Origin of the sequence: Thermaerobacter composti, from assembly GCF_033582035.1 — a bacterium.
Taxonomy (GTDB): Bacteria; Bacillota; Sulfobacillia; order Thermaerobacterales; family Thermaerobacteraceae; genus Thermaerobacter; species Thermaerobacter composti.
Genome location: NZ_CP132508.1, coordinates 1993251 through 2013652, shown reverse-complemented (window position 1 = coordinate 2013652; position 20402 = coordinate 1993251). Strand labels below are relative to the sequence as shown.

The window sequence follows — 20402 nt, the reverse complement described above, 5'->3', positions numbered from 1 at the left end:
TGGCCGGAAAGTCCACCACTACCCGGGACTTTAACGGCAGAAAGCCCACCACGCCCGGCTCAAATAGCGCGACCACGCCCTCATCACGCTGCTGCTGTATCAGGTGCTGCGGATTAGCGAGGCGGTGGGGCTGCTGTACGGCGACGTGGACTTCGAGGAGGAGACCCTGCGGGTTATCGGCAAGGGCGACAAGGAACGGCTCCTCCCCCTCCACCGCCGGACGAAGGCGGCCCTTCTGGACTACCTCCGGGCCTGGTCCGGCCCGAAGAAGCCGAAAGCGCCACAGGATCCGCTCTGGTGGACGCTGGCCGGCCAGCCCCTGACGAAGAACGCGGCCCAGGTGGCCGTCAAGCGGGACCTCATCCGGGCCGGGCTCTGGCGGGCCAGCGCTCACAAGCTGCGGCACACCTTCGGGACGCGGCTGGCCGAGGCCGGTGTGGACCTGCTTGCCATCAAGGATCTGCTCGGCCACGCGACGGTGGCTACCACCCAGATCTACGCCCACGTGGCACAGCGCCGGCTAAGGGAGGCGATTGACAGACTGCCGTGAACCTGTTCCTCGTTGACGCACGGGGCGGCAATGGACCCCCAAGGACTTGGGGGTGTCCCCATTTGTCGAATCCAGTTAATAAACGTCGAAACACTTTCCGGTAACGCAGGCAGGCATTCTCCTGTCTGCGTTGAACCTTTGGTGCACGGGCGGAGACATCCGTCCACCGATAGCCAGCCGCTATAACTGAACCGAACAACCGTAGCAGTAACAACCGCGCGTTGTGTTACCACACCGCCCATCATTGAGCTTTTCCAGCAGGCTGGTAGGAGGTGCTCGCCATGCAACCATCAAGATAATGACATACCGCGCGACGAAGACCATCGACCGGGGCTGCAGCGCATGGATAGTACAGTGCATGGTTGCCATGCAAAAGGCGAATGCCGCCCACTGATACTATAACCGTCGGGTTTCGGGTACACGAAGTGGCATAAAACAGAAAATGAAGGGGGATCAATGTGGCATCCACAAAGAAGGCGGCAATAGTTAAGGCGGTGTTACTTGCCTTCGTGTTGAGTTTGATGCCAGCGGCTCCTGGGTTGGCGGGCACAGCACCTTGTCGAGAGCGCTTCCCTTCAGCGGAAGCTGCTCGATATGCAATGGTTGAGCCGTGTCCTGGTGATAAGGTGGAACTCGTTCGGTATTACAAGGCAGATGGAACTCCTATTAATCCTGAACAAAACTCAGCACAAGAGCCTGTTTCACGAACCCAGGTATTTCCGCAGGATTGCCCCCACGTGGGTTTAAGTGAAGCCATGGATTGGAATTCTCCGTTGCCCGAGGTGTCCCTATGGCCTACAACCTCCGCCCGGTGAACCGTGACCAACTGTACCTGCTCCCACCGAGCCTTCGCGACTGGCTTCCTGAGGATCATCTGGCCTGGTTTCTGATCGACGCCGTCGAGCCGATGGACCTGCGGGCCTTTTACGAGAAGTACCGCGCCGACGGTTGGGGCGGAGAGAGTTACGACCCCACCATGATGGTGACGCTCCTGCTGTACGCCTACTGCGTCGGCGAACGGTCGAGCCGGCGGATCGAGCGGTTGTGCCTCGAGGACGTGGCCTTCCGGGTGATCACCGCCAATCAGAAGCCGGATCACGTGACCATCGCCCGCTTCCGCCAGCGCCATGCACGGGAGCTGGCCGCGCTGTTCACGCAGGTGCTGCGGCTGTGCCGTGAAGCGGGGCTGGGGAAGGTCGGCGTGGTGGCACTGGACGGGACGAAAGTCAAGGCCAACGCCTCGCTGGCGGCCAACCGAACCTACGATGCGATTCGCCAGGAAGTGGAGAAGATGCTCCGGGAGGCGGAGGCCACGGACCGGGAAGAAGATGAGCGGTACGGCCCCGGGCGCCGTGGGGACGCGTTGCCGGAGGAACTGCGCTCCCGCCAGAGCCGGCTGGAGCGGCTGAAGGCATGCAAGCGGCGGCTGGAGGAAGAGGCGGCCCGGGAAGCGGCTCGGCTGCAGGCCCGCATCGAGGAGCGGAAGGCGCAGGAGCAGGCGACTGGCAAGAAGCGGCGGGGGCGGAAGCCGAAGGCGCCGGATGCCTCGGTGGATCCGGCGGCCAAAGCCAACGTGACGGATCCGGACAGCCGGATCCTCAAGACCCGGCAGGGCTTTGTGCAAGGGTACAACGCCCAGGCGGTGGTGACCGAAGACCAGCTCATCGTGGCCGCGGCGGTGACGCAGGACGCCAACGACGTGGGCCAACTCCACCCGATGCTCCAGCAGGCGCAAGCCAACCTGCGGGCCGCGGGCGTCAACAAGCCCATCCGCGCCGTGGTGGCCGACGCGGGGTACTGGAGCGAGGCGAACGTGAAGCAGGCGCCGGCGGATGGGCCGGAACTGTTCCTGGCGACGAGCAAGGAGTGGAAGCATCGTCAGGCGGTGAAGGATGCACCCCCTCCGCGGGGCCGGATCCCCAAGGGGCTGAGCCTGCGGGAGCGGATGGAACGCAAGCTGCGGACCCGGCGAGGGCAGGCGATCTACGCCAAGCGCAGCCAGACCGTGGAGCCGGTGTTTGGGCAGATCAAGACCGTGCGAGGCGCCGACCGGTTCCTCCGTCGGGGTCTGGCGGCGTGTGACAGCGAGTGGAAGCTGCTCTGCCTGACCCATAACTTGCTGAAGCTCTGGCGGAAGGTAACGAAGGGGTCCGCATCCTCACCCTTTGGTTGGATGGCGGCCGCGTTGGCGTAGAAGGGTAACGACCGGGCCGCCGGCCTACCCCGTCCTGACCGTCAGCCCACGGGACATGGCCGAATCGACCCGGTACGTTCCCCCAGTTCTGATCTCGTCAGGATCAGTGAAACAGGCTCACAAGCCGTTATTATTGAGCCTGGAACCACTAAGATTGAGGTTTTCAGATGGACAGACGGGAAAACGTACGAAGATGACGAGGCTAGCGGGATTGCATCCACAATTTGGAATATCACGCTGACAATTCGTTCGTACTTCGCGCGGACCGCCGGCCAGATTCTTCTTGATATTGCCCAGATTTTCGCAGATACCATCGATAAGAATCGAGGCGCCACGGCTAGGCTCTATCACTCGTATTCATACCCGGACAAGGATGTGTACGTTTACACGTCGGCAGGAACTTGGAAGCTTTACGTTACCTCACGGCCAAGGCAATGGTATCGCCACCACTTCGGATCCTACGCAAACAGCCGTGGATTTGTGCGAACGTATACCATTGATTATACCGCGGACAGAGGATACCCCCCAATTCACAGTGAATGGTCACCGCACTACTTCGACGAAAAGTGGTTAATTGAAATGGCTCAGTATAGGTGGAGGACGGGGCTGGGATGGTATATCGAAACATATTGAATGTGAAGAGGATTGTGGGTGTAGCAGGAGTGGTACTGGCGGTGGCGGTGGTTGTTGCCGCCACAGCCTGGCTAGAAAATCCTATGCACTTGTACGATACAGACGAATGGCCCGATGAAAGCCAATTTAGGTCTACTGATAGCGTAAAAGGCGTGCTGAACATTTCAGCTTTAGTTAAGGTGACGGATCGCCCCCACCGCCCGGTGACGGGGCCGGAGATTGGTACAGCATCATCTATGACATTAAGATAACAAATGCGAGCGGGAAGCCCGTTCGGGGCCTTGTTGTCGGCGTGAAGCTAGATCCTGTAATGAAGCCGTGGATCTTGTCGCACATGCTTGACTTTGGGACCGGTCAGAGCGGTATCGACTTGATGCCAGGGAAAGAGCCGTTTGGAGTATATGTATCACGAGTATCGGGCGTGCCCAACCCCGACACACTGGAAGAGTCGGATAGAACGAGATTGATCGAGGCCATTCGAACTCCGCTGTGGCTAAAGATCACGTGGAATGGCCAATCTCATTATATCCGATTGGATCCAGAGGAAATACAATATGAAGGCCTCAGCTTGCTTGAGTAGTGGGCCTGGGATCACCGCGGTTGAGCCTCAGAAGGCGACCTGTTGTGCGGGCGGAGTCCAGGTTGTTCTCGGTGCTATTGGTCGTGGCCGGCACAGGCGGCCAAACGATCACGGCCCGTAGTATACTACCGCAGCAGCCGCGTTGGCCAGGAGGACCTGGGCCACGTGCGGTGAAAGCAACACGTGCGGTGAAAGCAAGTCGTACACTTCGAACGCATTCCCGGTCACCTCGAGCGCTACCCTGTCATCGGGGCGCAGCCTTTGGAGGAAATGCGCCCATCCGTTCGGGGTGTTGGGGAACCGGGAATGCTTCTCTTTTTGCTCCTCGGGGCGCCACTCGCAGACGTGCACGTAGCGGGCGTGCAGGTCAAGTCCCCAATACCGTGGCATCGACCTTCCCTCCTTAGGCGATCGAGCGCAGGGGCGGCGAAATGGGACAGCGTGCTCGCATACACTTGTCCGGGCTCACGGGCCCACAGGCCCAGGCCCATGTGGGCGGTGCGCAGGAGGGGGCCAGTCCACACACCACTGCGGGCTCGATGGCCCATGGAAAAGCACGGCACACCCTCCTGCCTGCGCTCCGCTGCCGCCTCCGCCCACGGAATCGGCACAAGGTTATCCCTTGAAGCTACCGATTCCTGCGCCGGGGGCTTGACCTCAATCATGCCCACAAGTGCAGCTCGAAGAACGGGCGTCGTGGGCCGGAGCGGTACCCCCGGCCCACGGACCCTTCATTGTACGGCAGCCCCCAGCCGGAGCCTCGGGCCGGACGTGTCGGCGTCGTAACCCCTATATGAGAACCGCGGGTGCCGGCCTGTGGCATTCAGGTGCGCCCTACCATTCCACCACGCGGGTATTAACCAGCCGGTGCCCGGCCCGGATGAGTTCTTCCAGCACCCGGGGGTGCGGGGATTATTCAGGACGTGTTCGGTGGCCGGGCGGCAAGCAAGTACTTGTTAACGGGCTACCTTGTCATCGTGTCACATTGGCCGGCACCAGCCTGTTGTGCTCTTCCAACCAGCGGCGGGCACGGCGCTTGCGGACGTTCTCCCGCTACCGGGCTTCCTCCTTCCTGGAGCACCCGGTACTGGCGGAGCAGGGAGCCGAGGAGCACACGGTCGTCGGCCGACAAGCGTTCCAGCGTGCCGGGATGGTTCTGGAGCCACACGGCCACGTCCTTGCCCGCGGGCACCGCGATGAAGTGTCGGCAGCAACGCCCGCAAATGGTTGCCCACGGCCTTGCGGCGGCTGTCGGTGCGCTGCCGCAGGCGCAACAGCCGGGGCTTTCCTCCGGCGGGACCCAGACCGCGGGGAGGGTACCCTGGGCCAGACCGGTGACCAGGCGTTCGGTGTCCGCGCGATCCGTCTTCCGGCCCGAGCCCCGTTCCTTGACCGCCGAGGGCTTGACGACCAGGACTTTACCGGCATGCGGGGAAAGGAGATCATGGATCTCGAAGGCATTCGCGGTGACCTCGAAGGCCACCCACGTGTCCCGGTCGATCTCGGTCGCGATGAACGGGGACCAAGCTTGCGGGGTGTTGGGGAACCGCGAATGCCTTATTTTGGCCCCGTTGGGATGGGGCATGAGCCTGCACACGTGGATATAGTCCCGGTGCAGGTCCAGGGCGAGGAATCGCGGCACGGGACGCACCACCGATGACGGGATCCGGATCGCGGAGCGCGCGGCGGCCCGGCTTAAAGCGAAGCGGCACACTCCTTCGGGTTCCCCGGGAAGGGCCCGGGCCCATGTGGGCGGTTCGCGGGAGGGGGCCGACCAAACAAGTGCTCGACCTCAAGGCCCATATACTGGACCGGCGCACCCTCCCCCGCGCTCCGCTGGCCGCCTCCGCCCACCACAGACGGAGGCAAACTTGGCCGGAAACAATGGGGCTTCCTCTTTACGCCCGTTCCGGCTTGTGCGTCCATCATGCCAACAAGTGCGTCTGGCACGGGGCGGTCCTGGTCGAAGCGCCGCCCTTCTATCCCAGTAGCAAGCGTTGTTCGCGGTGTGGCGCGGTCAACTCGTCGCTGCCCGCAGCGCGTTTTCCGCTGTGAGGAGTGCGGGCTCGTGCTCGACCGGGACGAAACTGCGGCGCGGAATCTCGCGGCCCTTGTGGCCGCCGTCACCGGGAATGGCCCGGAGACGCGAAACGCCCGTGGACGGGACGGAAGTCCTGCTGTCTGGCAGGCGGTCCCGGAGGAAACGGGAAGCCGGCACCGGCGTATCGCCGGGTAAGACCGGCACCGCCGATCCGTGAGGATCGGCTGCCTGAAACAGATGACGATGTTTCAGGTAACGGGAGGAGACTCGTGTGAACCATCCGGAGGAACGCCGCCCGTCCGCGACGACGCCCGAAGACGCGGGGACTTCCGCGGGCGCATACCCCGCGCCGGCGGCCGGTGCGACGCTACCGTCCGCCGCGGCCCCGCACGCCGCGGAACCGCGCTCGTGGCGGCTCCTCGCCCGCGCGTGGTTCCAGGCCACTCGGCCCCACCTCAAGCCCGTCACCGTCATCCCCGTGCTGGTGGGGATCCTGGTGGCGGGCGGGGAGGGGCACTTCGACCCGTGGCTGGCGCTCTGGACCCTGCTGGGCAGCCTGGCCATCCACGCCGGCACCGACATGGCCAACGACTACTACGACTTCGTCATGTACGAGGGCGACGCGCCCTTCACCGGCGGCAGCGGGGTGATCCAGGCGGGGTGGCTCAGCCCGGAGAGCCTGCGCCGTGGCGCCTGGGTGTGCTTCGGCTTCGGCGCGCTGGTTGGCGTCTACCTCGCCGCCCGCACCGGCTGGCCGGCCCTGGCCCTGGGGCTCCTTGGCATCGCCAGCGGGCTCTTCTACACGGCCCCGCCCGTCCGCTACGGCTACCGCGGCCTGGGCGAGGTCATGGTCGGGCTCAACATGGGTGCCGTGCTGGTCGTGGGCTCGTACTACGTCCAGGCCCGCGGCGTGTCGCTGGAGGCGCTGGTGGCGTCGCTGCCGCTGGTCTCGTTGGTGGCGCTGATCCTCTACGCCGAGTCCATCCACGATATCGAGGAAGACCGCGCCACCGGCAAGCGGACCCTGGCCGCGCGACTGGGCGAAGCCGGTGCCGTGCGCCTGTACTTCGGATGGGTGGCCGCCACCGCGGTCCTCGTGGTGGCCGGGGTCCTGGCCGGCCGCCTGCCCGCCTTGCTGTTGCTCACCCTGGTCCCGGCCGCCCGGTGCCTGCGGGCGGCGCCCCGCTACCTCGGCGGGCGGTACCGCCACGAGGACCTGTACCGGTTGGGTCGGATGGCCCTCGGCCTCTACAAGGCCACCGGCGCGGCCCTGGTCGGGGGCTACGCCTGGTGGTGGATCCGCGCCGCCTTGGGATGAGGCCCGGGGACGGGCAGGGATTTCACCACCCGCAACGAAGCAGGTTCCCTGGGTTGCCGATGAATGAACGTTTATTCACCGCTGACGCGTTCGGCCACGACCACCGACGACGCAACACCACCGGGATCGAGGGATCGTGCCTGTGGCGAGAGGCGGAGCACCCCTGAGCACCCTGATCGAACCCATCGCCCGCGATCTGGAGCGGCTCGACGCCCGGGCCCACGACCAGGCGCACCGCGCCGGGCGACCCGCCGTGGTCAGCTTCACCGTGGCCGCGGAGCCGGTCGATCCCCTCGCGGTCTTCGACGGCGCCGCCATCGTCGCGGGAGAGCGGGCGCTCTGGCTCGCCCCGGATGAGCCGATGGCCCTGGTCGCGCTGGGCGCGGCGGCCGTCCTGACGGTGGAGGAGGGCGGCGAGCGAGGGCAGGCCGGGGAGGGGAGTGGCCGTGGGCGGGGGCCGGAGGGCCACTCGGGTGGCGGTCCCCGGGTGCCGGTGTCCCGCTCCGACCCCCTCCGCCCGTCGGCTGGCCCCCCGGTGGGCCATGGACGGGGGGACGAACCGGCCGGACCGTTGGCGGCGGTGGCCGGAGCGCTGGAGTCCGCCTGGCGGTCCCTCTGCGCCGGGTCCCTGGTGGACGCCCCCCACGGCGTGTGGGGCACGGGTCCCGTGCTGGTGGGCGGATTCGCCTTCGACCCGGCGGTCCCGCCGGACGCCGCCTGGGTCGGGTTCCCGGCGGCGCGCTTCGTCTTGCCGGAGCTCTTGCTCACCCGCGGCCCCCAGGGCACCTGGCTGACCTTCAACCGGGTCGTCCTCCCCGGGACGCCGGGCGGGCGGCAGGGCGACGCCGGCTGGACGTTCCCCGAGGGCGTGCGCCTGACGGTGCCCCCGGCGGGGCGGGGGCCAGCCGGCGAGGGGGGGCGGCGGTGGCTGTCGCTGCTGGCCCTCGCCGCCCGGTCGGCCCCGGGGGCTACGGCGGGCGGTGGACCCCGTCGCCGGGCCGGCTCCGGCGGCGACGGGCGCCGCCCGGCCGCGGTGCCCGTCGCCGCCGTGGCCCGGCCGGACCGCCGACGCTGGACGGAGGCCGTGACCGCCGCCCTCGAGGCCATCGCCGCGGGGGCGCTGGCCAAGGTCGTGCTGGCGCGGCGCCTCCACGTGCGGGCCGGCACCGCCTTCGATCCCGGCACCGTGCTGCGCCGCCTGCGGGCGGAGTATCCGGAGTGCTTCGTGTTCGCCGTGGCGGGGGACGGCCGCGGGCCGGGGGGGCGCGGCGTGTTCCTGGGGGCCTCACCCGAGCGCCTGGTGCGGCTGCGGGAGGCGCGGCTCGAGACGGCGGCCCTGGCCGGTTCCACCGCCCGGGGGGCCTCCGCCGCCGAGGACGAGGCCCTGGCCCGAGCCCTGCTGCAAAGCCCCAAGGAGCGGCAGGAACACGCCCTGGTGGTGCGCATGCTCCGGGAGACCCTGGCGCCCGTCTGCCGCGGGCTCGAGATCGCCCCGGAGCCCCGGCTCCTGCGCCTGCGCAACGTCCAGCACCTCCATACCCCGATCCACGGGGTGGTCGACGGGGTGATGCTGCCGCAGCTGGTGGCGCGCCTCCACCCGACCCCGGCCCTGGGCGGGTGGCCGCGAGAGCGGGCCCTGGCCTTCATCCGACGGTGGGAGGGGGGCTCGCGCGGCTGGTACGGGGGCGCCGTCGGCTGGTTCGACCACCGGGGCGACGGCGAGATGGCCGTGGCCATCCGCTCCGGGCTCCTCCGGGGGGCGGAGGCGTGGCTCTTCGCCGGGTGCGGCGTCGTGGCGGGCTCGGACCCCGAGCGGGAGTGGCGGGAGACGGCCCTCAAGCTGCAGCCGTTGGCAGCCGCCCTGGGGGTGGAACCCGACCTCGGGGCGGAGGCCGGTGCCGGGGAGGCGGCGCACGGTGGCTGAGCCCAGGGAACCGGTCGGCGGCACCCTGTCCCAGAGCCCCCGGGCCGTACCGGCGATGCCTCCGGCCGCATGGACCGGCGCGGCGCCCCGGGACGCGGGGCGTGGCCGCGGCGAGGGCGGCGCCGTCGATCGAGGGACGGTCAACCTCCGCTGGGCGCGGGCCCTGGTGGACGGCCTGGTCGCCGCCGGGGTGGAACACGTGGTGGTCTGCCCCGGCTCGCGCTCGAGCCCCCTGGCGCTGGCTGCGGCCCGGCACCCGGGGGTGCGGGTGTGGGTCCAGTTGGACGAGCGGTCGGCCGGGTTCTTCGCCCTGGGGATCGGCCGCGCCACGGGCCGGCCCGCGGCGGTGGTCGCCACCTCCGGCACGGCCCCGGCCAACTTCTACCCGGCGGTGATCGAGGCCCGCTACGGCCGCGTGCCCCTGGTGGTGCTGTCCGCGGACCGGCCCCACGAGCTGCGGGACTTCGGCGCCTCCCAGACCGTCGACCAGATCCACCTGTACGGCCGTCATGCCAAGTGGTTCTGCGACCTGCCCCTGCCCGAGGACGACCCGGCCGGGCGGGCCTTCGCCCACCGAGCGGCGGTGCGGGCGGTGACCGAGGCGCTGGCCGCCCCCGCCGGCCCGGTGCACCTCAACGTGCCGTTCCGCGAGCCGCTGGTCCCGGGGGCGTCGGGCGACGCCGAGGCGGGGGACGAGGCCACCGGGGCGGGGGACGGGACGGGCGAGGCGGGGCGCCCGACGGGGATCGCGGACGGGCCTTGGGGTCCGGGGGTGGCGGTCCGCCCGCCCGGAGGGGCGCGGGCCGCCGGGACCGCCTGGGGGACCGGGACGCCCGGGCGGGGCGGGTCGGCTGGTGCGACCGGGGCGGCGGTGGAGCCCCGGCTGGCCCCCGCGGCCCTCGCCGACGGTCAGGCGTGGGAACTACTGGGCCTGCTGGCCGGTGCCCGCCGCGGGCTGATCGTCTGCGGCCCGGTGGCGCCGGCCGTCGCCGCCGTCCCGCCGGCCGGCCCTGGGACGGGGAGCGGCGGCGGGGCGCCGGTTGCCGTGCCCGGGGGGCCGCCCCTGGCCGTGGCGGTGACGCGACTGGCCCGGCGGCTCGGGCTTCCGGTGTTGGCCGATCCCCTCTCGGGGGTGCGATGGGGGCCGCACCTCGGCCCGGCGGCGGGCGCAGATGCGGAGAGCCCCATCGATGCGGAGTGCCCCATCATCGACGCGTACGACGCCTTCCTCCGCGACCCGGCGCTGGCCGACGCCCTGGCGCCCGACGTGGTGCTGCGCATCGGGGCGCCTCCCGTCTCCAAGCCGCTGGCGCAGTACCTGGAGCGGCATGCGGCGCTGCAGATCGTCCTGGACGAGGGGGGTTGGCCGGACCCCGCCCACGTCGCCGCCCGGGTCGTCCGGGCCGATCCGGCGCGGGCGTGCCAGCAGCTGGCGGAGCTGGCGGAGCGGCTGCAAGGGGAGGCTACGAGGACCGAGGCCGAGCCGACACCCCCGGGCGGCGAGGCCAGCCGCGGCCCGTCGCCCGGATCGGACGCCGCCGGCGATCCCGGCAGCTGGCTCGCCCTCTGGCAACGGATCAATCGCGTCGCCCGGGAGGCCATCGCCCGCCAACTGGCCGGGTGGGACGAACCGGCCGAGCCGCGGGTTGTGGCCGAGCTGGCCCGGCTGCTGCCGCCGGGCAGCCTCCTGGTGGCGGGGAACAGCATGCCGATCCGGGACGTGGACACCTTCGTCCCCGCCTCGCCGACGCCCATCCGGTGCCTGGCCAACCGCGGTGCCAGCGGCATCGACGGCGTCGTCTCCACCGCGGCCGGCGTCGCGGCGGCGGGGGAGGGGCCGGCGGCGCTGGTCATCGGCGACCTCTCCTTCTACCACGACCTCAACGGGCTCTGGGCCGCGGCCCGCTACCGGCTGCCGCTGGTGGTCGTGGTGGTGAACAACGACGGCGGCGGGATCTTCTCCTTTCTGCCCCAGGCACGCCTGGACCCCGAAGAATTCGAGGCACTCTGGGGCACGCCCCACGGCCTTGACTTCCGCCACGCCGCCGCCCTGTACGGCATCCCGTACCGGCGGGTCCGAACCTGGGACGCGTTCCGCAACGCGGTGCGGGAGGCCCTGGCCGCCGCCGACCCATCCCCCGGCTTCGCCGCCGTCCGCACCGCCCCGGCCAGGCCTGGCGACAGCGGGGTCCCGGACCCACCCCGCGAAGGCGCACGGCGCGGCGGTCCGGTCATCGTCGAGGTGCGGACCGACCGGAGGCGGAACGTGGACCACCACCGCCAGGTGTGGAGGGCGGTGGCCGCGGCGCTGGCGGAGGCGGGCCTGGCCACCCCCCGGACGGGGAGCGGGCCGACCGGGCCGGTGGCGGGGCCGGCCGCGGAGGACGGCCCGGGGTCGCCGGCACGGCGATCCCGGGCCGGGGACGGCGAGCCCCGTCGTCCCCCGGCCGAGGACGACCGCGAGGCCGCCGGGGCTGGCCGTGGGCACGGCCACGGCCGTGGCCGCGGGGCAGCGGCCGCTCCGCCGGCGGCGGCATCCGGGGCGGAAGCCGCCCTCGCGGTCGAGTTCGCGCGCGAGGGTGCGGCGACCCGCCCAACCGAGGCGGCGTGCGGGGCAGCAGCCGCCCGCCAGGCGGACGGTGTCGCCCCCCAGGCGGAGGACGGCGTCGCCCCCCAGGCGGAGGCGGACGGCGATGCAGCAGCCACCCCCGAGGCGGAGGGGGAGGGCGACCCAGCAGCCGTCCCCCGGGTCGAGGCGGAGGGCGGGGCAGCGGTCATCCCCGAGGCAAGGGCGGACGCCGGTGTCGGCACCGATCCCCCGGCTGAGGCCGGGCGCCGGCCGGCGGCCGACGCCCGCGGGGCGGCGGGGCCCGTCGGCGGCCGGTTCGTCCGGGTCCGCGGGGTGCGGTACTACCTGGAGGCCGCCGGTGGGGAGGCCCAGGGCCCTTCCGCTGCCCTCCCTGCCCTCGCTGCCCCCGCGGCCCCTGCTGCCCCCGCGGCAGCCGGCGCGAGCCGGTGCCGTCACGAGTCCAGCCGTCGCGAGCCCGCCCTGCTGCTCCACGGCTTCACGGGCAGCACGGCGACCTGGGCGCCGGTCTGGGACGAGCTGGCCGCGGCGGGGCCGCTGCTGGCCGTCGATCTGCTGGGTCACGGGCGCACCGCCGCCCCGGCGGATCCCCGGCGCTACCGCATGGAGGAGCAGGTGGCCGACCTGCTGGCCCTGCTCGATCGCCTGGGCTGCCACCGGGTGCATCTGGTGGGCTACTCCATGGGAGGGCGCGTGGCCCTGGGGCTGGCGGCCGCCGCGCCGGACCGGGTGGCGTCGCTGGTGCTGGAGTCGTCGTCGCCGGGGCTGCGGGATCCCGCCGAGCGGGCGGCCCGGCGCCGCGCCGACGAGGAGCTGGCCCGCCGCATCGAGGCGGAGGGGGTGGAGTCCTTCGCCCGCCACTGGGAGGGGCTGCCCCTCTTCGCAGGGCTGCGGCGGCTGCCGCCGGCGCTGCGGGCTGCCGTGCGGGCCACGCGCCTCAACCAACGCCCGCAGGGCCTGGCCAACAGTCTGCGGGGCATCGGGGCGGGGGTCCAGCCGCCGCTGTGGGACCGGCTGCCTGCCCTGGCGATGCCGGTGCTCTGCCTGGCGGGGGCGGCCGACGCCAAGTACGCCGCCCTGGCGGCCGCGATGGCGGCCTGCCTGCCCCGGGGCCGGGCGGTGACCGTACCGGGGGCGGGGCACGCCGTCCACCTGGAGGATCCGGCCGGGTTCGTCCGGGAGGTGAGAGCCTTCTGGGAGGCGGTGCGAAGGTGAGTGAGCCCCCGGGACGTTGTTGGGGGGGGGGCGAAGGTCCGGGTCGAGGCGCCGGAGCACCGAGGCCGACCAGGATTTCGCGGAAGCCACGAGGGAGCCGCCGAGACCGCGCTTCGGCGGGTGGAGGCATCAGCGCGATCCACGGCTACGACGGGGAGGGTCGGCGATGTCGACGACGGTGGAGCTGCCGCGCTGGATCAAGGTCAAGGACTACGAGGACATCATCTACGAGAAGGCCGACGGCGAGGGCATCGCCAAGATCACCATCAACCGGCCGCACGTGCTCAACGCCTTCCGGCCCAAGACCATCGTCGAGATGCAGGACGCCTTCACCGACGCCCGCAACGACCCGCGCATCGGCGTGGTGCTGCTCACCGGTGCGGGCGGCAACTTCTGCACCGGCGGCGACCAGAAGGTCCGGGGCCATGGCGGCTATGTGGACGAAGAGGGCACGCCGCGGCTCAACGTCCTGGACCTGCAGCGTCAGATCCGCACCCTGCCGAAGCCGGTGATCGCCCTGGTGGCCGGCTACGCCATCGGCGGCGGGCACGTGCTGCACGTGGTCTGCGACCTGACCATCGCCGCGGACAACGCTCGCTTCGGTCAGGCCGGGCCGCGGGTGGGCAGCTTCGACGGCGGCTACGGCGCCGGGCTGCTGGCCCGGATCGTGGGCCACAAGAAGGCGCGGGAGATCTGGTACCTGTGCCGCCAGTACTCCGCCCAGGAAGCCCTGGCGATGGGCCTGGTCAACGCCGTGGTCCCCGCCGACCAGCTGGAGGCCGAGGGCGTGAAGTGGGCCCGGGAGATTCTGGAGAAGAGCCCGACGGCCATCCGCATGCTCAAGGCCGCCTTCAACGCGGATACCGACGGGCTGGCGGGCCTGCAGCAGCTGGCGGGCGACGCCACGCTGATCTTCTACCTGACGGAGGAGGCCAAGGAGGGGCAGCGCGCCTTCCTGGAGAAGCGCAAGCCCGACTGGAGCAAGTTCCCGCGGTTTCCCTGATGGGCGCACCGCGGTTCCGTGCATGGGTTCGGTCCGCCCACCGAGGACCGAAGGCCCCGCCGTGCCGCGGGGCCGTTTTGTTTCTTCAGGGAGGCACGGCGGCGGCGGGTTCCAGGCACGGCGGCGCATTCCGGGCACGGCTGCGGCGGGTTCGGTGCAGGCGGGGTGACCGTGACCGGCATCCCTTGCACCTGCGAGCGCCCTGGGATTTAATCAGTATGCCTACTGGTTTACATGGGATGCCCGGGGCTAGCGGCCCGGGGGCGCAGGGGAAACCGGGTGGGGTGAGGAGGATGCCGCCATGACATGGCTTCCCGTGGCGCTGAACGTTGCGGGCCTGGTCGTCCTGATTGTGGTGCTCTACTGGCTGAAGGGCCGCGGGTTCAGCTTTTCCAGCCGGGTGTTCGCCGGCCTCGGGCTCGGCGTGATCTACGGCCTTATCTTGCACACCGCCTACCAGGCGCAGCCCGGGGTGATCCCTGCCTCGGTGGAGTGGTTCAACCTGGTGGGGACGGGCTACGTCAAGCTGCTCCAGATGGTGACGATCCCGCTGGTGTTCGTCGCCATCGTCTCCGCCTTCACCCGCATGGAACTGGCCGACAACCCCGGCCGGCTGGCCCTGACCGTGGTCGCGATCCTGGTGGCCACCACGGCCATCGCGGCCGTCCTGGGCATCGGGTCCGTCGGCCTGTTCGGCCTTGACGCCAGCCAGTTCCATCAGGGCGAGGCGGAGGCCCAGCGCATCCAGCAGCTGGAGCAGACCTTCGGCGAGCTGCAGCAGATGTCGGCGCCTGAGCGGCTGCTGGAGCTCCTGCCCGCCAACCCCTTCCTGGACTTCACCGGGCAGCGGCGCACCTCGACCATCGCCGTGGTGATCTTTGCAGCCTTCGTGGGTTCGGCCTGCCTGGGCCTGCGGCGCCGTGATCCCCAGGCGGCCGAGACATTCGCTGGCATGGTGCGGGCCCTGGAGGGCGTGGTCATGGGCATGGTGCGCCAGGTGATCCGGCTCACGCCCTACGGCATCCTGGCCATCATGGCCCGGGTGGCCGCCACCAGCGACTATGCCGCCATCTGGCAGCTGGGCAAGTTCGTCGTCGCCTCCTACGCGGCGCTGGTCGCCATGTTCCTCCTGCACCTGCTGTTCCTGGGCGCGGCCGGCCTCAGCCCGGCGGCCTACGTGCGGAAGGCCCTGCCGGTGCTAGCCTTCGCCTTCTCGTCCCGGTCCAGCGCGGCGACCCTGCCGCTTAACGTTCGCACTCAGGTGGAGGAACTGGGCGTGCCCCAGGGTATCGCCAACCTAGCCGGCTCGCTGGGCCTGTCCATCGGGCAGAACGGCTGTGCCGGCGTTTACCCGGCCATGCTGGCGGTGATGGCGGCGCCGCTGGCGGGCATCGACCCGTGGACGCCGGGCTTTCTGCTCAGCGTGGTGGGCGTGGTGGCCATCAGTTCCTTCGGCGTGGCGGGCGTCGGCGGCGGGGCCACCTTCGCCTCGCTGCTGGTGCTCTCCATGCTGAACCTGCCCGTGGGGCTGGCGGGCCTGCTGATCTCAGTGGAGCCCCTCATCGACATGGGCCGTACGGCCCTCAACGTCAGCGGTGCCATGACCGCCGGCATCCTGACCAGCCGGCTGGCGGGCCGCCTCGACGTGGACGTGTACCGCGGGCACCGGCTGGCAGGTCCGGGAACCGGCACCGGGGCGGATGCCGGCGTGCAAGTGGGCGCCTGACCCCCGGAGCAGGTGGGCGCCTGCAGGCCGGGAGCCTGCAAAGGTTTGGAAGGCCCGGCGGGTTGAGAGCCCGGCGGGCATGGCGGCGCGACCCGGCGAGAATCGAGAGGACGGCGCGGGACGGGCCGGGACGAGCCGGCCTGCGGGCCGCCGGTTCCCCAGGGGGAGCCGGCGGCCCGGCTTTTTGCCAGGGGGTTGGGGGGCGGCTCAGGCCTGAGGGGATCAGGGGACACCGGGCTTGCGCGGCAGGAACGGTGACCAGGGTCCGCTGCGGGGGAGGGCGAAAGAACCGCTCAAACCGGAAGACGGAGGGGGATGGTCATGGCCTCGTGGGCGGGTAAGGTGCGGCACTGGAACGGGTGGGGCTATGCCGGGGAAGAACCCGGCCCGGAGGCCGTGGAGCGCTGGCGGCGCTCGCTGGGGGCGCTGGCTGGCGTGAGGCCGGAGGATTACCGGCCGCCGGTACCGCTGGAGCAGATCCCCCTGCCGCCGTCGCGGCTTGAGCCCGGCTCCGCGGGCGGCCTCCCCGGCCTCGCCGGCTTCCGGGGACGCATCGTCGCCACCCCCTACGAGCGGGCCCTGCACGCCGCCGGCCGCAGCACCGGCGACCTGATCCGCCTCCGCACCGGGACGAACCTGCGCTTCCCCGACGCCGTGGCCTACCCCGCCGACGAGGACGACCTCCTGCGCCTCCTGGAGTACGCCGAGCGCCGGCGGGTGGCCCTGATCCCCACCGGCGGCGGCAGCTCGGTGGTGGGCGGCGTCGAGCCCGACGTGCCGCCGACGTACACCGGTGTGGTCAGCGTGGACCTGAGGGACCTCGAGGGGGTCGTGGCCATCGACCGGACCAGCCGGCGCGCCCGGGTGCGGGCGGGCACCCTGGGCCCGGACCTGGAAGACGCCCTGCGCCGGGAAGGGCTGGCCTTCCGCTTCTACCCCCAGTCCTACGCCTGCTCCACCGTGGGCGGGTGGATCGCCACCCGCGCCGGCGGCCACTTCGCCACCCTCCACGGCAAGATCGACACGGCCGTGGAAGCCCTGCGGGTGGTGACGCCTCGGGGGAGGGTCGAGACCCGGGAGGTGCCGCAATCGGCCTCCGGTCCCGACGGCAAGGCCTGGTTCATCGGCTCCGAGGGCGCCCTGGGCGTGATCACCGAGGCGGTGCTGCGGCTGCAGGTCCCTCCCGTCCGGAAGCGGGCCACCGGCTTTCGCTTTGTGGGGTTCGCCGAGGGGCTCGAGGCGGTGCGCCGGATCGTCCAGGCCGGCATCTACCCGCCGGTCCTGCGCCTGCTGGACGAGTACGAGGCCATGGTGGCCTTCTGGGGCCGGGCGGGGATGGAACCGGGGGCCTTCCTGCACCTGGGCTTCGAGGTGACGGATCCCGACGGGGAGCGGGCGGTGACGGTGGCCTGGGAGGAGGCGACCCGCCTGTGCCGGGCCGCCGGCGGCCGGGAGGTGCCGCCGGCCGGCGTGCAGGCGTGGAGGGAGGGCTTCGTCCAGCAGCCCTACTGGCGGGACGTGATGATCGACCACGGCCTGGTGGTCGACACGCTGGAGACGGCAACGGCGTGGTCCCGCGCGGTGGCCCTGCGGGAGGCGGTGCGGGAGGCGCTGTTCCGGCGCATGGAGCGATGGTCGGCGGTGGCCATGGTCCTCTGCCGCGTGACCCACGCGTACCCCGATGGATGCTCGCTCTACTTCACCTTCGTCCTCAAGCCGCCGCGGGAGGCGATGTGGGCGGCGTGGCGGGACGTGCAGCAGGCGGGGCTGGAGGCGTTCCTCGCCCACGGCGCCACCCTCAGCCACCACCACGGGACCGGTCGCGACTTCGCGCCGTTCTTCGAGCGGGAGCACGGCCCGGGACACGTGGCGGCGCTGCGGGCGCTGAAGGCCGCGTTCGACCCGGCGGGGGTGCTCAATCCGGGCGTGTTCTTCCCGACGTGAGGGGGCTCTTCCAGTGGGTCGGAGGGGGCGGGGGTACGGGTGGCTGCGGGGCGCCGGAAGCGCGGTGCTCGCCCTGGTGCTGCTCGGTGCGGTGGCGGTGCCCTTGTCCGTGCCCGCGGTGCCGTCGACGCTCGGCCCTGGGCAGGCCCAGTTCGCGGCCTACGCCCTGGACGTGGCGTCTGCGGCCTTCGAGGCCCCCCTGGTGCGGCCGCTCATCTGGCGGTACGCCGTGCGGGCGGTTCACCCGGCGGCCGGTTCGTCCGGAACCTGTGACGAGCGGCCCGGCCTTGGGGCCTACCGCGCCATCGTGGACGCCCTGGGACCCTTCGGCCTGCGCCTCGGCCGCGCCGTCGTCGAGTGCGGGCGGACATCGACCCGGTGGCTGGTCGGCGGCGGGTCCTGACCACCGGATCGGTGACCGCGGATCGGTGACGCCGGGTCCGCGGCACCGGTGGGCGACGCCCTTCGCGGGGCGACGTCGGCCGGGCGGCTGCATGGGGACGGGGGCGGGGCCGCGTCCGCTCTCGCCGTGCCGGGGGTCCGGGGGCGTCAGAGCCGGTCCCGCCGGTTCCGCTGGTAGTGGGCGCGCCGGACGAAGAGCCACAGGGCGATGCCGCTCGCCAGGATCAGCCCCCAGGTGATCACCCAGGGCCAGAGGGTGGGCATGGCTGCGATCCTCCCTCGCGCCGCCGTCCCGCGGCGCACCCGCCGCTCGGCGGCCCGTCGGATAGGATGGCCAAAACGGCGCGCTCAGACCACGTCGCGGCGGGTCACGGTCAGGGCCGCCAGCGCCAGGAACCCGAGGAACAGCGGCGGCAGCTGGACCCACCAGGCAGGCAGGTGGGCGGCGATCTCGGGGAGGTAGCGGGCCTGGGCCGTCCAGGCCGGGATCGCCGTCGGGATCCAGAGCGCCTCGTCGCCGGCGAAGGCGGTGAAGATGTTGGCGACCACGAAGAACCCGGCCGCGGCAAGGGGCAACACGTAGTTGCGACCGAGGACGGCCAGCCAGAGCACCACGGGCACCAGGAGGAACTGGGCGAGCCCCGCGACCAGGTGGAGTCCCAGGCCGGCGGCGACGGCATCCCACGACGGCAGGTAGCCGAGCACGGGCAGTCCCGCGATCACGGCCAGCGGCACCGCCGCCACCACCGCCACCGCCAGGATCAGGGCGGCGGCGCCCAGCTTGGCGAGGAGGATGCCGGTCCGGCTGGCGGGCAGGGCGAAGAGGTTGGTCGCCGCGCCTTCCTGGTACTCGCGGACCACCGCATAGGTGACCACGAAGCCGAAGAGCAGCGGGTAGACCAGCAGGTTCGCGAACAAGCCCACCTGGGCGAAGAAGCCCTCCCACGGGATCGAGACGCCTTCCCCGGCCGTGCCGGCCACCCGCCGGGCGCCCCAAACCAGGAGCGCGTTGAAGGCCGGCGCGACGCCGGCGGCCAGCAGGGCCGCCCAGTGGACCCACGATCGCTTCCACTTGAGGAGTTCGGCGCGCAGGATGGCCACGTGTGCTCCCCTCCTGTCGCCCCGGGTTGGGGCGCGGTCTTCGCTTCGGGTCCGCAGCGCGTTCAGAGCGGCGTCTGCTCCCCGATCGGGCCCTGGGCCGAGCTGCGGCGGTGCGGTCACGCCGCGCCGGGGGGCCGGTTCGTCCCGGTGTCCGAGGCCGGGTCCGCCGCGGCGGTGGCCCGCAAGAAGTGGTCCTCCAGGCTCTCCCGCTGGACGGAGGCGTGGAGCACGGGGAGGCCGTGTTCGACCAGCACGCGGACGACCTGGTCCGGCCGGTCCACGTGCTCGTAGACCCGCAGCGTGCCGCCCGGCAGCACGGTGTACCGGCGCACCCCGAGGCGCTCCTCCAGCAGGCGCACGGCCGCCTCGGGCTCCCGGGTCTCGATCACCAGGTACGTCCGGCCGCGATCCCGCAGCTCGCCCATGCGCACCTCCTCCACCAGCCGGCCTTCGTGCAGGATGCCGACCCGGTCGGCGACCTGCTCCACCTCGGCCAGGATGTGGCTGGAGAGCAGGACCGCCATCTTCCGCTCCGCGGCCAGCTCCCGGATCAGCTCGCGCACCTCGCGGATGCCGGCGGGATCGAGGCCGTTGGTCGGTTCGTCCAGGATCAGGAGCCGGGGTTCGTGGAGCAGGGCGCGGGCGATGCCCAGGCGCTGGCGCATGCCCAGGGAGAACTCCCGCACCCGCCGGTCGGCGGCGTGGCGCAGCCCGACCAGCTCCAGGACCTGGTCGATGCGCTGCGGTTCCGGGACGCCGAGGATCAGGAGATTGTGCAAGAGGTTCTCCCGGGCCGTCAGGTTGCCGTAGAAGCCCGGCGTCTCCACGGTGGCGCCGACGCGGCGGTAGACCTCGGCACCCCACTGCTCCAGGCGCCGGCCGAAGAGGACGATCTCCCCCGTCGTGCGTCGGGCGAGGCCCAGGATCATCCGCAGGGTCGTGGTCTTCCCGGCCCCGTTGCGCCCCAGCAGGGCGTAGACCTCGCCCGGGTGGACCGTCATGGTGAGGTCGCGCACCGCCCAGCGGCGCCCGTACCGCTTGCCGACCCCCCGGAGCTCGGCGGCCGGTGTCGGGCCGTCCATCCCCTCACCTCCCGCCCGCAGCATAGCGCACGGGGTTGAACGCAGCCCATCGGCCCGATTACGCCACGCTTACGGTGCGGTGAAGGGGGCGGGGGCGGGGGG

General features: G+C 71.4%; 15 protein-coding genes and 1 pseudogene. 11 read left to right on the top strand and 5 right to left on the bottom strand.

Annotation, left to right across the window (positions count from 1 at the left end; genetic code table 11):
• Positions 1 to 79: 79 nt before the first annotated feature.
• The 3 genes and pseudogenes from Q5761_RS08135 to Q5761_RS08125 all read left to right on the top strand — a co-directional run.
• Positions 80 to 550, top strand: a pseudogene (locus Q5761_RS08135) (tyrosine-type recombinase/integrase); the annotation flags it as partial.
• 790 nt (positions 551 to 1340) lie between these two features.
• Complete coding sequence (locus tag Q5761_RS08130) at positions 1341 to 2744, top strand: IS1182 family transposase (protein ID WP_318750196.1); 1404 nt, start codon at positions 1341 to 1343, stop codon at positions 2742 to 2744.
• Positions 2745 to 3355: 611 nt separating this feature from the next.
• Positions 3356 to 3628, top strand: a complete 273-nt coding sequence (locus Q5761_RS08125) for a hypothetical protein (protein ID WP_318750195.1) — start codon at positions 3356 to 3358, stop codon at positions 3626 to 3628.
• A 437-nt stretch (positions 3629 to 4065) separates the two neighbouring features.
• Here the strand turns inward: Q5761_RS08125 and Q5761_RS08120 are convergent, their stop codons facing one another.
• Complete coding sequence (locus Q5761_RS08120) at positions 4066 to 4347, bottom strand: hypothetical protein (protein WP_318750194.1); 282 nt, start codon at positions 4345 to 4347, stop codon at positions 4066 to 4068.
• Between the two features lie 574 nt (positions 4348 to 4921).
• Positions 4922 to 5599: a hypothetical protein gene (locus Q5761_RS08115; RefSeq protein ID WP_318750193.1), complete on the bottom strand. Its 678-nt coding sequence runs from the start codon at positions 5597 to 5599 to the stop codon at positions 4922 to 4924.
• Between the two features lie 285 nt (positions 5600 to 5884).
• On the opposite strand from Q5761_RS08115, the gene Q5761_RS08110 reads away from it, so the two are divergent.
• The 8 genes from Q5761_RS08110 to Q5761_RS08075 all read left to right on the top strand — a co-directional run bounded on the left by Q5761_RS08110 (position 5885) and on the right by Q5761_RS08075 (position 18118).
• Entirely contained in the window at positions 5885 to 6193 is a 309-nt protein-coding gene (locus Q5761_RS08110) for a zinc ribbon domain-containing protein (RefSeq protein WP_318750192.1), read from the top strand.
• Positions 6194 to 6269: 76 nt separating this feature from the next.
• Complete coding sequence (gene menA, locus Q5761_RS08105; RefSeq protein WP_318750191.1) at positions 6270 to 7316, top strand: 1,4-dihydroxy-2-naphthoate octaprenyltransferase; 1047 nt, start codon at positions 6270 to 6272, stop codon at positions 7314 to 7316.
• A 136-nt stretch (positions 7317 to 7452) separates the two neighbouring features.
• Positions 7453 to 9240 (top strand): isochorismate synthase, encoded by a 1788-nt coding sequence (locus tag Q5761_RS08100; RefSeq protein WP_318750190.1) that lies wholly within the window; start codon positions 7453 to 7455, stop codon positions 9238 to 9240.
• Positions 9233 to 13042: a 2-succinyl-5-enolpyruvyl-6-hydroxy-3-cyclohexene-1-carboxylic-acid synthase gene (gene menD / locus Q5761_RS08095; RefSeq protein WP_318750189.1), complete on the top strand. Its 3810-nt coding sequence runs from the start codon at positions 9233 to 9235 to the stop codon at positions 13040 to 13042. The genes Q5761_RS08100 and menD overlap by 8 nt, the downstream gene beginning before the upstream one ends.
• 166 nt (positions 13043 to 13208) lie before the next feature.
• A complete protein-coding gene (gene menB / locus Q5761_RS08090) occupies positions 13209 to 14045 on the top strand; it encodes a 1,4-dihydroxy-2-naphthoyl-CoA synthase (RefSeq protein ID WP_135225774.1) in 837 nt (278 codons plus the stop codon).
• Between the two features lie 301 nt (positions 14046 to 14346).
• Complete coding sequence (locus Q5761_RS08085) at positions 14347 to 15771, top strand: L-cystine transporter (RefSeq protein ID WP_318750188.1); 1425 nt, start codon at positions 14347 to 14349, stop codon at positions 15769 to 15771.
• 321 nt (positions 15772 to 16092) lie between these two features.
• Positions 16093 to 17715, top strand: coding sequence for an FAD-binding oxidoreductase (locus tag Q5761_RS08080; protein WP_318750187.1), 1623 nt, complete (start codon positions 16093 to 16095; stop codon positions 17713 to 17715).
• A 13-nt stretch (positions 17716 to 17728) separates the two neighbouring features.
• The gene (locus Q5761_RS08075) at positions 17729 to 18118 is read left to right on the top strand and encodes a hypothetical protein (protein ID WP_318750186.1); all 390 of its coding nucleotides are present in this window, start codon (positions 17729 to 17731) and stop codon (positions 18116 to 18118) included.
• Positions 18119 to 18264: 146 nt separating this feature from the next.
• Here the strand turns inward: Q5761_RS08075 and Q5761_RS08070 are convergent, their stop codons facing one another.
• The 3 genes from Q5761_RS08070 to Q5761_RS08060 all read right to left on the bottom strand — a co-directional run bounded on the left by Q5761_RS08070 (position 18265) and on the right by Q5761_RS08060 (position 20300).
• Entirely contained in the window at positions 18265 to 18381 is a 117-nt protein-coding gene (locus Q5761_RS08070; RefSeq protein WP_135225770.1) for a histidine kinase, read from the bottom strand.
• Positions 18382 to 18465: 84 nt separating this feature from the next.
• Positions 18466 to 19218 carry an ABC transporter permease gene (locus Q5761_RS08065; protein WP_318750185.1) on the bottom strand — a complete coding sequence of 251 codons (753 nt, stop codon included), beginning with the start codon at positions 19216 to 19218 and terminating at the stop codon, positions 18466 to 18468.
• 116 nt (positions 19219 to 19334) lie between these two features.
• Complete coding sequence (locus Q5761_RS08060) at positions 19335 to 20300, bottom strand: ABC transporter ATP-binding protein (protein ID WP_318750184.1); 966 nt, start codon at positions 20298 to 20300, stop codon at positions 19335 to 19337.
• Positions 20301 to 20402 lie beyond the last annotated feature (102 nt).

Excerpts from the sequence above, each read along its gene's own strand:
- Q5761_RS08130 (WP_318750196.1), top strand. The coding sequence starts at position 1,341 with ATGGCCTACAACCTCCGCCCGGTGAACCGTGACCAACTGTACCTGCTC.
- Q5761_RS08125 (WP_318750195.1), top strand. The coding sequence starts at position 3,356 with ATGGTATATCGAAACATATTGAATGTGAAGAGGATTGTGGGTGTAGCA.
- Q5761_RS08120 (WP_318750194.1), bottom strand. The coding sequence starts at position 4,347 with ATGCCACGGTATTGGGGACTTGACCTGCACGCCCGCTACGTGCACGTC.
- Q5761_RS08110 (WP_318750192.1), top strand. The coding sequence starts at position 5,885 with ATGCCAACAAGTGCGTCTGGCACGGGGCGGTCCTGGTCGAAGCGCCGC.
- menB (WP_135225774.1), top strand. The coding sequence starts at position 13,209 with ATGTCGACGACGGTGGAGCTGCCGCGCTGGATCAAGGTCAAGGACTAC.
- Q5761_RS08085 (WP_318750188.1), top strand. The coding sequence starts at position 14,347 with ATGACATGGCTTCCCGTGGCGCTGAACGTTGCGGGCCTGGTCGTCCTG.
- Q5761_RS08080 (WP_318750187.1), top strand. The coding sequence starts at position 16,093 with ATGGCCTCGTGGGCGGGTAAGGTGCGGCACTGGAACGGGTGGGGCTAT.
- Q5761_RS08070 (WP_135225770.1), bottom strand. The coding sequence starts at position 18,381 with ATGCCCACCCTCTGGCCCTGGGTGATCACCTGGGGGCTGATCCTGGCG.
- Q5761_RS08060 (WP_318750184.1), bottom strand. The coding sequence starts at position 20,300 with ATGGACGGCCCGACACCGGCCGCCGAGCTCCGGGGGGTCGGCAAGCGG.